The 14,662-nt window shown below is 38.9% G+C and carries 12 protein-coding genes and 2 tRNA genes; 9 read left to right on the top strand and 5 right to left on the bottom strand.

Annotation, left to right across the window (positions count from 1 at the left end):
• Positions 1 to 88 precede the first annotated feature (88 nt).
• From gyrB to ACWITO_RS12250, 6 genes are all read left to right on the top strand, one after another.
• Positions 89 to 2,077, top strand: coding sequence for a DNA topoisomerase (ATP-hydrolyzing) subunit B (gyrB, locus tag ACWITO_RS12275; protein WP_448530289.1), 1,989 nt, complete (start codon positions 89 to 91; stop codon positions 2,075 to 2,077).
• 58 nt (positions 2,078 to 2,135) lie between these two features.
• On the top strand, positions 2,136 to 2,996 hold the full coding sequence (locus ACWITO_RS12270) for an Rpn family recombination-promoting nuclease/putative transposase (RefSeq protein WP_448530288.1): 861 nt from the start codon (positions 2,136 to 2,138) through the stop codon (positions 2,994 to 2,996).
• Positions 2,997 to 3,082: 86 nt separating this feature from the next.
• Positions 3,083 to 5,071, top strand: coding sequence for an alpha-ketoacid dehydrogenase subunit alpha/beta (locus ACWITO_RS12265; protein WP_448530287.1), 1,989 nt, complete (start codon positions 3,083 to 3,085; stop codon positions 5,069 to 5,071).
• A gap of 57 nt (positions 5,072 to 5,128) precedes the next feature.
• Entirely contained in the window at positions 5,129 to 5,596 is a 468-nt protein-coding gene (gene smpB, locus ACWITO_RS12260; protein WP_448530286.1) for an SsrA-binding protein SmpB, read from the top strand.
• A 25-nt stretch (positions 5,597 to 5,621) separates the two neighbouring features.
• Complete coding sequence (gene rbfA, locus ACWITO_RS12255) at positions 5,622 to 6,035, top strand: 30S ribosome-binding factor RbfA (RefSeq protein WP_448530285.1); 414 nt, start codon at positions 5,622 to 5,624, stop codon at positions 6,033 to 6,035.
• An 84-nt stretch (positions 6,036 to 6,119) separates the two neighbouring features.
• The gene (locus tag ACWITO_RS12250) at positions 6,120 to 7,487 is read left to right on the top strand and encodes an OmpA family protein (protein WP_448530284.1); all 1,368 of its coding nucleotides are present in this window, start codon (positions 6,120 to 6,122) and stop codon (positions 7,485 to 7,487) included.
• A 47-nt stretch (positions 7,488 to 7,534) separates the two neighbouring features.
• On the opposite strand, the gene ggt is transcribed toward ACWITO_RS12250, so the two are convergent.
• A complete protein-coding gene (ggt, locus tag ACWITO_RS12245) occupies positions 7,535 to 9,229 on the bottom strand; it encodes a gamma-glutamyltransferase (RefSeq protein WP_448530283.1) in 1,695 nt (564 codons plus the stop codon).
• 141 nt (positions 9,230 to 9,370) lie between these two features.
• Here ggt and ACWITO_RS12240 point away from each other — a divergent pair, with 141 nt between their 5' ends.
• The 3 genes from ACWITO_RS12240 (at position 9,371) to ACWITO_RS12230 (ending at position 11,276) form a co-directional block, all read left to right on the top strand.
• The gene (locus tag ACWITO_RS12240; protein ID WP_448530282.1) at positions 9,371 to 10,924 is read left to right on the top strand and encodes an NFACT RNA binding domain-containing protein; all 1,554 of its coding nucleotides are present in this window, start codon (positions 9,371 to 9,373) and stop codon (positions 10,922 to 10,924) included.
• 118 nt (positions 10,925 to 11,042) lie between these two features.
• Positions 11,043 to 11,115: transfer RNA gene (locus tag ACWITO_RS12235), tRNA-Gly, on the top strand.
• Positions 11,116 to 11,190: 75 nt separating this feature from the next.
• A tRNA-Leu gene (locus ACWITO_RS12230) sits at positions 11,191 to 11,276 on the top strand.
• 90 nt (positions 11,277 to 11,366) lie between these two features.
• On the opposite strand, the gene pnuC is transcribed toward ACWITO_RS12230, so the two are convergent.
• The 4 genes from pnuC to ACWITO_RS12210 all read right to left on the bottom strand — a co-directional run bounded on the left by pnuC (position 11,367) and on the right by ACWITO_RS12210 (position 14,511).
• On the bottom strand, positions 11,367 to 11,957 hold the full coding sequence (gene pnuC / locus ACWITO_RS12225) for a nicotinamide riboside transporter PnuC (protein WP_448530281.1): 591 nt from the start codon (positions 11,955 to 11,957) through the stop codon (positions 11,367 to 11,369).
• Entirely contained in the window at positions 11,957 to 12,805 is an 849-nt protein-coding gene (locus tag ACWITO_RS12220; RefSeq protein WP_448530280.1) for a hydroxymethylglutaryl-CoA lyase, read from the bottom strand. Before ACWITO_RS12220 ends, pnuC begins: the two co-directional genes overlap by 1 nt.
• Before the next feature lie 148 nt (positions 12,806 to 12,953).
• Entirely contained in the window at positions 12,954 to 13,586 is a 633-nt protein-coding gene (locus tag ACWITO_RS12215; RefSeq protein ID WP_448530279.1) for a hypothetical protein, read from the bottom strand.
• A 178-nt stretch (positions 13,587 to 13,764) separates the two neighbouring features.
• A complete protein-coding gene (locus ACWITO_RS12210; protein ID WP_448530278.1) occupies positions 13,765 to 14,511 on the bottom strand; it encodes an ABC transporter ATP-binding protein in 747 nt (248 codons plus the stop codon).
• Positions 14,512 to 14,662 lie beyond the last annotated feature (151 nt).

Raw genomic sequence — 14,662 nt, 5'->3', positions numbered from 1 at the left:
TGGAAACCATAAGGTTTTTTGTTTTTTTCTTTTCCAAAATTTTCCTACCTTTGTATGTTTGAAATTTCCGAAATCTTAATCAAAACCTATGAGTAATCTGATAGAAAATCCTGCACAAGCCGAACAAGTTCAGAATTCTTATACTGCCGAAAATATCCAAGTATTGGAAGGTTTGGAAGCTGTTCGCAAGCGTCCGGGTATGTATATTGGTGATGTAGGCATACGAGGCTTACATCATTTGGTTTGGGAAGTAGTCGATAACTCCATAGACGAGGCTCTGGCAGGCTATTGCAACAAAATTGATGTAGTTATTCACGAAGATAACTCTATTTCCGTGCAAGATAATGGCAGAGGTATCCCTACGGACTTGCACCCCAAAGAGCAACGCTCTGCTTTGGAAGTCGTAATGACCGTGCTTCACGCAGGCGGAAAGTTTGATAAAGGAAGCTATAAGGTTTCAGGCGGTTTGCACGGCGTTGGGGTTTCTTGTGTGAATGCCCTTTCTACACGCTTGCACGTAACCGTACATAGGCAAGGTAAAATATTTGAGCAAGAATACAGCCGAGGCAACCCTTTGTATGCGGTGCGTGAAATTGGTACAACGGATAAAACAGGTACCAAAGTCCATTTCAAACCTGATGTTTCTATTTTTCAGACTACCGAATACAAATACGAAACCATTGCTACACGCCTTCGAGAGCTTGCTTTCTTGAACAAAGGTATTCGCATCACACTCACCGATTTGCGTGAAAAAGACGAAAATGGTAATCCTCTTTTTGAGGAGTTTTATTCCGAAGGCGGTCTGAAAGAATTTGTAGCTTATCTGGACGATAATCGCGAAAAACTTATCCCCGAACCCATTTATTTTGAAGATGATAAGGGCGAAATTCCTGTACAAGTTGCTCTGCAATACAATACCTCTTTCAACGAAAATGTTTGTTCTTATGTCAATAATATCAACACGTTAGAAGGAGGAACGCATATTGTTGGTTTCCGTGCCGCTCTTACACGTACCCTGAAAAACTATGCCGAAAAAAATGGAATGTTGGAAAAGCTAAAAATTGATATTACAGGGGACGATTTTCGTGAGGGGCTTACTGCCGTAATTTCTGTAAAAGTTTCCGAACCCCTTTTTGAAGGGCAAACCAAAACCAAACTCGGTAATTCGGAAGTAAGAGGCTCTGTGGAAAGCGTAGTAAGTAAAAATTTAGAATCGTATTTGGAAGAAAATCCCAAAGTCGCCAAACTCATTATTGAAAAGGTAATTCTTGCCGCCCAAGCCCGCCACGCCGCCCGTAAGGCTCGCGAAATGGTGCAACGCAAAAATGTACTTTCGGGTACAGGCTTACCGGGCAAACTTGCCGATTGTTCTGAATCAGACCCTACGCTTTGCGAAATTTTCCTTGTAGAGGGAGATAGTGCAGGTGGTAGTGCCAAACAAGGTAGAAATCGTAATTTTCAGGCTATTCTACCCCTGAAAGGTAAGATTTTGAACGTAGAAAAAGCCCAAGAGTACAAAATTTATGATAGCGAAGAAATCAAAAATATTATTACCGCTTTGGGCATTACTTTTGGTAAAAAAGATGATTCAGGCGAATTTGACGAAAAAGCCTTGAATTTGGATAAATTACGCTATCATAAAATTATCATAATGACCGATGCCGATGTAGATGGTAGCCATATTCGCACACTTATCCTCACGCTATTTTTCCGCTATATGCGTGAAATCATTGAACAAGGCTATTTGTACATTGCCCAACCCCCTTTGTACCTTGTAAAGAAAGGCAAAAAACAAATTTACTGCTGGACAGAAGACCAACGCCGCAAAGCTATTGCCGAACTTGCCGAAGGCAGAGAAGAGAGCGTCAATGTTCAACGCTACAAAGGTTTGGGTGAAATGAACCCCGAACAGCTTTGGGAAACCACAATGAACCCAGAAAATCGTCTGCTCAAACAGGTTACCATTGAATCTGCCGCCGAAGCCGACCACCTCTTTTCAATGCTTATGGGTGATGAAGTAGCTCCCCGCCGTGAGTTCATTGAAAAAAATGCCAAATACGCTAATATTGATGTGTAAAATTCAATCCCGAAAGGGTAACTTTTGGGACTGAAAACATCTCTAAAACAAATTTTGTATGACAAAATTTATCAATCCTTATACAGATTTTGGCTTCAAAAAACTCTTTGGCGAAGAGGCAAATAAAGACCTGCTCATAGATTTTTTGAACCAACTTCTGCCTCCTCATCATCAGATTGCAGATTTGCATTTTCGTAATTCTGAAAGTTTAGCCGATTTGCCTGCGGAACGTAGAGCTATTTTTGATATTCATTGCAAATCTGTAACAGGTGAAAGATTTATTGTAGAAATGCAGAAAGCTAAAATCAAATTTTTCAAAGATAGAAGCCTTTTTTATGTAACTTTTCCTATACGCGACCAAGCTCAACAAGGCGACTGGAACTTCAGACTTGAACCCATTTATTTTGTAGCTATTCTTGATTTTGAGTATGACGAAAACGAAGAAAAACGTAAGTTCAGGCGAGATGTAGCCCTCAAAGACCAAGACGGCGACCTTTTCTTTGATAAGCTCCATTTCAAATTTTTACAAATGCCTTTTTTTCAGAAAAAGGAACACGAACTTGAAACTAAATTTGATAAATGGTGCTATTTCCTGAAAAATTTAGAAAACTTTGACCATATTCCCAGTATCTTGAATGAACCTATTTTCCAAAAAGCTTTTGATGTTGCCTCTATTGCCTCTCTTACCCCCGAACAACGTGAAAAATATGAAGAAAGCCTCATTTCTTACCGAGATTTGAAAAGTGCTATTGAGACCGCAGTAGAAACAGCTGTTGAAGCGGCTTTAGAAAATAAAACTCTTGAAATCGCCAAAATTATGCTTAAAAACAACGAACCTGATGATAAAATTCTAAAATATACAGGTCTAACTTCAATCCAACTGCAAGAAATACGCAAACAAGAAAGCGAAAAGAACTAACAACTATTTTCCATTGCAGTGTTTTCCAAAATTCTTGCAATTTTTCATAAAACTTACTTTCTTGCAAAAAATTGAGCCAAATTCGTATGACAACCCTAATGAATTACCATAAATATTCCTTTGATAACGATACGCTTATCAACCTATACAAGGCTCTCGTAAAGCCTCGTATGATAGAAGAGAAAATGCTAATTTTGTTGCGTCAGGGTAGAATTAGCAAATGGTTTTCGGGAATAGGACAAGAAGCCATCGCCGTAGGTTCTACAATGGCATTGGAAAATGACGAATTCATATTCCCACTGCATAGAAATTTAGGCGTTTTTACCACTCGCAATTTACCTTTGCATAGGCTTTTTGCTCAATGGCAAGGTAAAGAAAATGGTTATACCAAAGGCAGAGACCGCTCTTTTCATTTTGGTACTTTGGAGCATCATATTGTAGGAATGATTTCGCATCTGGGTCCGCAAATGTCGGTAGCCGATGGCGTAGCTTTGGCTCACAAACTTTCCAAAGAAAAAAAAGTTGCTCTTGCCTACACAGGCGATGGGGCAAGTAGCGAAGGCGAATTTCACGAAGCTATCAATGTTGCCGCCGTATGGGATTTGCCCGTTATTTTCTTGATTGAAAACAACGGCTACGGACTTTCCACCCCCAATAACGAGCAGTATCGCTGTGATTATCTGGCTGATAAAGCCATTGGTTATGGTATAGAAGGGCATCAGGTAGATGGCAACAATATTTTAGCCGTTTATGACTTGATTAGCAAACTTGCCAAAGATATTCGCAAAAATCCGCGTCCTGTACTCGTGGAAGCTATTACTTTCCGTATGCGAGGACACGAAGAAGCCTCTGGCACCAAGTATGTTCCCCAAGAACTTTTAGACGCTTGGGCTACCAAAGACCCTGTCAGCAATTATGAAAATTACCTCTTGGAGCAGGGAATTTTGAGCGAAACAATGATACACGAAATCAAGAGGCACTTTAAGCAAGAAATTGAAGAGAATTTAGAAATCGCTTTTGCCGCTCCCTACCCTAGCCCTTCGGTAGAAAAAGAACTGGCAGATGTATATTTCCCTTACACCCAAGAGGTCATTCCGCCACAAGCCCCCGGTATTTCTCAAAAACGCTTTGTAGATGCCATTAGCGATGCCCTACGCCAGTCTATGCAAAAATATCCCAATTTGGTACTAATGGGACAAGACATTGCCGAATATGGAGGGGTTTTCAAGATTACCGAAGGTTTTGTACAAGAATTTGGTAAAGAAAGAGTAAGAAACACACCTCTCTGCGAATCGGCGATTGTAGGAACAGCTATGGGGCTTTCGCTCAAAGGCTATAAGGCAATGGTAGAAATGCAATTTGCTGATTTTGTAACTTGTGCCTTCAATCAGATTGTCAATTATTTAGCAAAAGTACATTATCGTTGGGGAGCCAATGCCGATGTAGTAATACGTATGCCTACGGGTGCCAACACTACCGCAGGTCCCTTCCATTCGCAATCTAATGAGGCTTGGTTTTTTCACACACCTGGGCTCAAAATTGTGTATCCTTCCAACCCTTATGATGCCAAAGGTTTGCTCAATGCCGCCATTGAAGACCCCAACCCTGTAATGTATTTTGAACATAAATATTTGTATCGTTCTATTTCTGACGAAATCCCTGACGATTACTATACCTGCCCCATTGGGAAAGCTAAATTAGTGGCAGAAGGCAAAGAAATGACTATTATCACTTATGGCTTATGCGTACATTGGGCAAAACAGCTATTGGAGGAACTTAGCATTTCAGCAGATTTGATTGACCTAAGAACCCTCTTACCTTGGGATAGCGAAACAGTTGCCCAATCAGTGAAAAAGACAGGCAAAGTTCTGATAGTTCACGAAGATACTCTCACGGGAGGCATAGGAGCAGAAATCGCCGCTTGGATAAGCGAACATTTGTTCAAATATCTGGACGCCCCTGTAATGCGTGAAGCCAGTCTGGATACACCTGTACCTTTCACTCGCTCTTTGGAAGAACAATTCTTGCCTTTTGAGCGTATGCGAAAGAAAATGATTGAATTGCGGAATTTTTAATTTTTCTCTCACAGCAACCCAAAAATTTGCTAAATTGCGTCCCAATTTTTCAATTTTATGGGAAAGGAGAAAGAGCAAATCCACAAGAGCGTAAATATTCTGAACCGACAGGCTTCATTCAACTATCATTTTTTAGAAACTTTTGTAGCAGGCATTATGCTTACAGGCACGGAAATTAAATCTGTAAGACAAGGAAAAGTGCAACTTCAAAATGCTTATTGCTACATAGAAGATGGTGAGGTCTGGGTTATACAAATGCACATTTCTCCTTATAGCGAAGGCACACACTACAACCACGAACCTTTAAGAAAGCGAAAATTATTGCTGAAAAAAAAGGAAATCCGTAAATTAGAAAAAGGTTTAGAAGAAAAAGGCTTAACGATTGTTCCTGTTCGCTTGTTTATCAATGATAGAGGCTGGGCAAAGCTGGAAATTGCCCTTGCCAAAGGCAAAAAACTATACGATAAACGAGAAACTATCAAAGAACGCGATGTAAAACGAGAAATGGCAAGAGAAGAAGGTTAATTTTTACGCCAAAATTTCAATAACTATGGAAAGCAAACGCCAACAGAAAGTAGCTCGTCTTATTCAGCGAGAACTTGCTGAAATCTTTCAAGCCGATACCAAAGGAATGTTTGAAGGTAAGTTTATTACGGTTACTTTGGTACGCATTAGCCCCGATTTATCAGTTGCTAAAATTTATGTAAGTTTTCTGAACGAAAAAGATAAAAAATCTGCCCTCGCCGAGTTAGAAGAAAAACACAAATACATCAAAAGCGAGCTAGTAAGGCGAATAGGCAAACAAATTCGTATTATGCCCGAATTATACTTTTATTTGGACGATACCAGCGAATACGCCTCTCAAATTGAAAATCTTTTCCAAAAAATAGAAATCCCTCCTGCCGACAAAGACTACAAAATTGAAGGCTACGAGGTAGAAAAAGACGACTTAGAAAATTTGTAAGTCAAAAAAAGGTTTTTTCAAAAAAATTGCCTAAATTTGAAACATATTCATCTCAAATTACGTATTCAAATAAAAGGCAATCTTATGAAAAAAACATCTCTTGTATTGTTGCTTGTATGCTTATGGATAGCTCTGACAAGCGAAGGGCAAGTAATAGACCCCAAACGTGCCGCCAAAAGAAAAGCTGAACAACGTGCCAATACTCGTATTGACCAAGGTATTGATAGGGTATTTGACAAAGCTGAAGAAGGTGTAGGTAATATTTTTAAGAAAAAAAAGAAAAAAAATAACGATAGTAGTAACAACAATAGCTCCCCCAACAACAACAATCAGCAACCCAATAACAACCAACAACCCAACAACAACGAAAACGCTCAAAATAATAGTGGTGGCGGCTCATCATCAGATTTTCAGGTAAATACCAAATTTGATTTTGTATCAGGTGAAAAAGTAATAGCTGTTGAGGATTTCACCCAAGACGCTATCGGCGATTTTCCTGCTAAATGGAATACCAATGGCACAGGCGAAGTGGTTACCATAAGTAATGGCTCTACTCGTTGGCTAAAAGTGGGAGCAGAAACAGTGCTTTATCCCGAATTTATCAACAATTTGCCCGAAAATTTTACTTTTGAATTTGATTTAGCTTGCAATAATGGCTTTAGCTTTTATTCTACTTGGTTTTTCGTAAATTTCGCCGCAACCAATCTCAAAGATAAAGCCTTTATGAACGAATGGCGATACTATGGAACTAAACAAAATGGCGTAAGAGTAGGCTTACACCCCCAATCAGCAGGCGGACAGCAAGGTAGAAAAGGCATTTGGGTATATCAAGGAGGGCAAGAAGTCGTAAAAAATGAATCTGATTTCCAAAGTTTTCATCACCAAAGAGCTACCCAAGTACACGTTTCAGTTTGGCGACAAAAAAGTCGCTTACGCGTGTATGTGAATCAAGAAAAGATTTTGGATATTCCCAAAGCCTTTGAAGATAACATCAAATACAATCGTATTCTTTTTACCACTGGTGGGTATCATCAAGGAAATGATAGTTATTTTATGGGTAATTTGCGTTTGGCAGTAGGTGCCCCTGATACTCGTAACAAGCTCATTACCGAAGGAAAATTTGTAACCACAGGAATTACTTTTGATGTAGGAAGCGATAAAATCAAGCCCGACTCTTATGGTGTAATTCGTGAAATTGGGCTTGTTTTGCAAGAAAACCCCAATGTTCGCATCAAAATTATTGGGCATACCGATAGCGATGGCAACGCTCAAAGCAATTTAGAACTTTCCAAAAAACGTTCTTTATCAGTAAAAAATGCCCTATCAAAGCAATTTGGCATAGATGCCTCTCGTATAGAAACCGATGGGAAAGGGGCTTCTGAACCCGTGGATAGCAACAACACTCCTCAAGGTAAAGCCAACAACCGCCGAGTAGAATTTGTGAAATTATGATTGTATTTTGCAGAGGTTTCGCTTGAAGCAAAACCTCTGCTTTTTTATCAATATCCTGCCGCTTGTCCATCTTTTCGGCTTTCAGAAGCTCCATAATAGACTTTCTTTTCACTATCATACCAAATAGCCTGATAGCCTCCGTAGTTTCCCAAAGCAAAGCCAACTTTATGCCCCATTTGCATAAGTTTGCGGATTTCTTCATACCCAAATCCACTTTCCAGAGTTATCGTGCCTCCTCTTGTATCTCTTTTTTCAGCTCCTGTGGGGTCGGTAGAGCCATAGTGGTCTATCCGAGGGGCATCACCCGCTTCCTGAATATTCATTTTGAAATCTACGATATTCATTACAATTTGCACGTGCCCCAAAGGCTGGAAATCGCCTCCCATTACTCCAAAAGCCATAAGTGGCTTTCCGTTTTTTGTCAGAAAAGCAGGAATAATTGTGTGAAAAGGTCTTTTTTGAGGAGCATATACGTTGTTATGCCCTTCTTGTAAAGAAAAAAGCTCTCCTCTATTCTGCAACATAAAACCAAGCCCATCGGGAATAACTCCCGAACCCATACCCCGATAGTTGCTCTGTATCAGCGAAACCATATTGCCGTCTTTATCAGCTGTACAGAGATAAATGGTTTCTTGAGCAAAATTTTCGCCTGCTATAAAATTGTAGCTGGCTCGGTTGGGCTGAATGAGTTCTCGGCGTTTTTGAGCATATTCTTTTGAAATAAGCTGTTTGATTGGAATTTTAGCAAATTCGGGGTCAGCGTAGTATTTGGCTCTATCTTCAAAAACTAATTTTTTGGCTTCTGTAAAAAGATGAATGTGCCGAGCCGTTCCAAAATCTTCGGGTTTGAACTCAAAACCTTCCAAAATATTAAGCATTTGCAAAACAGTTGCTCCTTGCCCATTTGGGGGCAGTTCCCAAACATCATAACCTCTATAATTGGTAGAAAGAGGCTCCACCCATTCCGATTTATGACTGGCTAAATCTTCATAACTTAGAAAGCCCCCCTGCTTTTTGACACTCTCGGCAATGATTTTTGCTATTTCTCCCTTGTAAAACTCATCTCTGCCACCTTTGGCAATCTTTCGGTAAGTGTTTGCCAGTGCAGGATTGCGAAAAATATCTCCCTTCTGTGGGGCTTTGCCAGCAATAGTATAGGTTTCCTTAAAATTGGGATTATTTTGAAAACGATTGAAAGATGCCTGCATATAATATGCAATGAGTTCGGTAACAGGAAAGCCCTTTTCTGCATATTCAATTGAAGGCTGTAAAATTTCTTGCATTTTTAGTTTGCCAAATTTTTTATGCAATTCAAACCAACCATCTACCGCTCCGGGTACACTGATAGGCAAAACCCCAAAAGAAGGAATAGAAGTATAGCCTTTTTGTTTGAAATATTCCAAAGTAAGGCTTTTGGGCGACCTACCCGAAGCATTTAAGCCATAGAGTTTTTGCGTTTTTGCGTCCCATATGATAGCAAACAAATCGCCTCCAATACCACAGCCTGTTGGCTCCATAAGTCCAAGAGCGGCATTGGCGGCAATAGCGGCATCTATAGCATTACCACCTTTTTTGAGAACTTCTAAGCCTATTTGTGTAGCAAGTGGGTGGCTGGTCGCAACCATTCCATTTTGCCCAATTACTTCCGAACGTGTAGCAAAGTTTCTGCCCGTAATGCGGTCTTGGGCAAAAGCAAGTTGCACACCTATTGTGCAAAGCATCAAAAGTATTGATTTTAGCATATATTTACGCATTTTATTTTTCAAAACGCAAAACAAGCAGATAAATTTTGGCTAAATGCAGAAATTAGCCAAAGACTTCCCCAAAAGTTATGAAAAACACTAATTTTGCCTCTTATATCTAAAATCTGATTTCAAAACGCTATGATGCACCAAAATTATTACTTCTTGCGTGCTTTTGCCCAAGAAATTGAACCTATCTTGAAGGGAATGGAGCTGGCTACCTGTTTTTCACAAAACAAAGACGAAATTATTTTAGGTTTTTGCAAGCCACAGCAAGATTTGTATATCAGAGCTACTCTGCAAAGCGATTTTGCTTGCTTTCATACCTTAGATGAATTTCTCAGAGCCAAAAAAAATACCATTGAACTCTTTGAAAATGCTATTGGTAAAAAAGTTTTAGCGGTAGCAAGCACCCTAAACGACCGCTCTTGGGCTATTTTTTTAGAACAAAATCTCACACTACTTTTCAAAATGTATGGCAACCGAGCCAATATACTACTCTTTGAAAATGACGAAGTTTTAGATATTTTCCATAAAAAACTCCAAAACGATTGGAACTTAAAACTTTCGGCTCTTGCCAAACCCATTGAACAAACTTGGGAAAATTTCTGCCTCCAAAATCATAACATTAAAGCCATTTTTCCAACTTTTGACAAACACCTGCTTGCTCTTGTTCAAGCGGATAGCCCCGAAATGCTTTGGCAGAAAGCCTTTTCCTTACACCAAAAACTTTTACAACCTCAATTTTGGGTAGGTACATTTCAGAATCTACCTGCTTTAAGTCTTGTGGAAGGAATTTTGGAAAATGAAACACAATTTTTCTCTGCCATTGAGGCTCTCAATGCGTTTTATTATGCCTATGTACGAATTTCGCAATTTGCCCAAGAACACGAGCAAGCTAAAAAACGCATAGAAAAACTTTTAGAAAAAACCGAAAATTATTTACAAAAAACCTATCAAAAACTCCAAGAATTAGAGGAAAGCAAAAATTTAGAAAAAATTGGGCATATTCTTATGGCTCATCTGCACCAAATTCCTGAAAAAGCCGAAAGCATCACACTTACCGATTTCTACACCGAAAAGCCCATTACTATCAAGCTCAAGCCAGAACTTTCGCCCCAAAAAAATGCCGAATGGTACTACAAAAAAGCCAAAAACCAGAAAATAGAAAGAACTAAGATGGAAGAAAACCTCCAAGCCCGAGAGCTTTACAAAGATGTTTTACAAAATCATTTAGAAAAAATCAGACAGATAACCCAGCTCAAAGAGCTTCGTAACTATTTGAAAGAAAACAAGTTGGATTTGCAAGAAGAAAAAAATAATGAGACTATTCCTTTCAAGGTTTTTCAGATAGAAGGATTTACCATTCTTGTAGGTAAAAATGCTCAAAACAATGATTTGCTTACGCAAAAATATGCCTATAAAGAAGACCTATGGCTTCACGCCAAAGATGTAAGTGGTTCTCACGTAATTATCAAATACCAAGCTGGTAAAAACTTTCCAAAATCAGTAATTGAAAAAGCGGCACAACTGGCGGCTTATTTTTCAAAAAGGCGAAACGAATCGCTTTGCCCCGTGATTGTTACCCCCAAAAAATTTATCCGCAAAACCAAAGATTTAGAAGCAGGCGAAGTGATTGTAGAAAAAGAAAGTGTAGTAATGGTAGAACCTCTTTCCCCCGAAAAATTATTGTAAATCAAATAAAAAGCATTTTTTTAGAGAAAAATTAAAAAAATTTTTGTCAAAAAATTTGCATAGTTTTCTTGAAGCTACTATATTTGTACCCACAATTCAGGTAACACTGAAACTAAAAGCGGAAGTAGCTCAGTTGGTAGAGCACAACCTTGCCAAGGTTGGGGTCGCGAGTTCGAGTCTCGTTTTCCGCTCTTTTTTTATTGCCCTTTGGGCAACATATTTGGTAGGTTAGGGTGAAACATACAGGCTACACAAGTGTAGTCAGAGCCGGGGTGGTGGAACTGGTAGACACGCAGGACTTAAAATCCTGTGGCGGTAAAACGCCGTACGGGTTCGATTCCCGTTCCTGGCACAAAAAATTTAAGGTTTAGAGTTTTAGTTTGGAGCAAAAGTCATCAACCTTTATTATCCCCAAGTCCAGTAATTCTGGGCTTGGGGATTTTTAGTTAGGCATTGCTTCTTTTCGCCACTCCCAAAATCCTTTACTTGCCATTCCCAAAAAAATAGCATACAGCAAAGCATACAAATAGGCGTTTTTATGCCAATACATACCTACGTAAATCAAATCGGCAAGTATCCACACAAGCCAATTTTCAACATATTTCCGAGCTAGTAGCCACGTAGCCACTACACTTAAAGTAGTAGTAAGTGTATCCCAAAGCAGAATATCCCCTTTGAGCCAAGCAAGTAACCGATAAGTAAGCGTGAAAAGCACAACAAATGCCAGCAAAAGCCACTTATACAAATGCTTTGGCAAAAAAACAATAGTCAAATTCTCCCTTTTTGAACCTCTCTTGCCAAATTTCCATTGCCAAAAGCCATACAAGGCGGTTGCAATGAAAAAGAATTGCAGGTTCATATCCCCCATTAGCCTTAACTCATAGAAAAATATTGCCGAAATAGCCGAACTGACTATCGCCCAAAACCAAGCCCATATACTTGCTCTTATATTGAGCCAGACACAATACAAACTTGTCAGAAAACCTAAGATTTCCAGATAGTTTGCTTGAAGCCAGTGAAAAAATGGTTGCATTACAAGCCAAAAACTTTGTGCGAAAATGCCATTGCCCTTTCTAAAAATTCGGCATTATAGGTATATGGAATGGATTTTTCTTGTAAAAATTTCAAAATAGTTTCCGTAGCGATATTGCCCGTAAGTTCATCTTTTGCCATAGGACAGCCCCCAAAACCCCGCAATGCCCCATCAAATCTACGACAACCTGCATTATAAGCACTTTCAATTTTGCTATATGCTGTTTTGGGGTTGCTATGCAAATGTACGCCCCATTCCACCTGTGGCATTTTTTGGCTCAAATGTGTAAATAGCTTGCTGATACTTTCAGGAGTTGCTACGCCAATGGTATCGGAAAGAGCAATAATTTTCACTCCCAGATTTAATAATTTTTCGGCAAGCATTTCTACAATTTCAGGAGAATAAGACTCACCATAGGGGTTTCCAAAGCCCATCGAAAGATACACTACTTGGCTTTTTTTATATCTTTCACAAAGGTTTTGTATCTGCTCTACTACTTCCAAAGCCTCTTGTATGCTTTTGTTGGTGTTTCTTTTCTGAAACTCTTCCGAAACTGATAAAGGAAAGCCCAAAAAACGAATTTCCTCAAATTCACAAGCCTGCTCTGCTCCTTTCAGGTTAGCAATGATAGCCAAGAGTTTTGTGGAAGTACTGCTTATATCTAATTTTTTCAATACTTCCGCTGTATCTTGCATTTGTGGAATCGCTTTGGGCGAAACAAAACTGCCAAAATCAAGCACCTCAAAGCCTACACGCAAAAGCAAATTCAAATATTCTGCCTTGATTTCAGTAGGTATAAATTCGTGTATGCCTTGCATAGCATCACGAGGACATTCTACGATAGTCATAGATGAGAGTAGTTAGTAGTTAGTAGTTAGTAGTTAGTAATGAGTAATCAGTAGTTAGGTAGTGGTTGAGACACAAATCTTTCAAAGTATAGCACTGATAACTTTATTTTTGTTCAACTTTCACAATATTCTGCTCATTAGGTAGCTTTCAGACCTTCCAAAGCAAAATTATCAAAAAATTTGTCCAAAAACCAAGCAAACTACCCCACAAAACTTCTTTCCAGCTATGAGCTTTCATTGAAAGCCTTGCAGAAGCCACCGCTCCCCATATAATTGCCGTAATTGCCAATGGAAAGCCCAAAACATATTCTTGATAGCGTAAAGCCATTGCAAGCATACCCCCAAAAACTCCCGCTATGGCAAGATTATGAGCACTAATTTTGTAAAAAAAAGTAACTACCGTAAGCAAGAACAAAGAAAAACAAATACTGCCAAAAACAAGTAAGATTTTTTCGTCTAAGTAAATCTTTTGCGTAAGAATGTAAAAAAGATACGCTGTTGCTACATAAATAGTGCAAATGATAGCAAAAGGCAAACGCCGCTCTTGGCGGCTAGGCAGGCTTAGGCTACTAATCACTTGCAAGCGTCTGAGAATTATCATTATCAGCACAGGAACAGAAAAAGTAAGCAAAAAAGTCATTTCTAAAAGAAGCCAACGCCCTTTTTTACTTGCCACTACTACCAAATTGGGCGAAATAAAAAACATCAGTCCCATTATCAGCGTAGGTAGCAATAATGGGTGAAAAATCAAGGATATTGTAAAAGCAAGTCTTTGAGGCATTGTAATTATTTATGTTCAAAAAGTTCATCGTTTGATATTCAAACCTTTAAGGGCTTTATCCCTCATTTTTCTATCTGACATCTATTTTCTAAACTCCTGTTTCCTTATCGCAAAATTACACCTAAACGAGGCATTTATGGTCTGATGTCTTTTTATTTTGTTCAGAAAGGTTAAATGCTTACTTTTTCATTTCTCTAATAAGTTGAGAGCAGAACAGAAACTCTTGCAATGAGGGTACTTGGGTATCTAAAATATTGTCTTTATTGCCTTCCCAAACCTTTTTACCCTGATACAAAAACATAATATAATCGCCAATACCCATTACCGAGTTCATATCGTGAGTAACAACAACGGTAGTAGTTTGGTATTCGTAAGTAATTTCTTGAATAAGCTCATCAATACGAATAGCCGTAAGAGGGTCTAAACCTGAATTGGGTTCATCACAAAAAAGGTATTGCGAGTTTAGTACAATAGCCCTTGCAATGCCCACACGTTTTTTCATTCCCCCCGAAATTTCGGAAGGCATACGTTTGGCAGCGTGTTCAAGCCCTACTCTTTTCAAACAAAAATATACTCTATCTGTTTTTTCGCTTGGGCTCATATTGGTAAGCATATCCAAAGGGAAACGAACATTCTCTTCTACGGTTTTGGAATCAAAAAGAGCCGAACCCTGAAAAAGCATACCTATTTCTTTGCGAATTTCTCGTTTTTCAGTTTCATCACCTTCGGTAAAATTTCTGCCGTCAAACAAAGCATAGCCCACATCAGGTTTGATAAGCCCCACGATACATTTGAGAAGCACACTTTTGCCTGTTCCACTACCACCAATGATAAGGCTCAACTTACCTTTTTCAAAAATACCACTGACATCATCTAATACCTTACGCTCTCCGAAAGTTTTGCTAATGTTTCTGAACTCAATCATACCTTAATATTTATGCAAAGATGAGAAAAATTACAGCAAGATAAAAATGCTTTTGAGGAATTTTCAGCTTGAAAGAAAGGCTCATAGCTTTTTTGCTTGTTTTTATTTTTTCTAAATAAAAACTTGATTTACACGTGTAATTTTTTTTTGT

Source organism: Raineya sp., from assembly GCF_053497555.1.
This window is presented reverse-complemented; position numbering and strand designations above follow the sequence as displayed.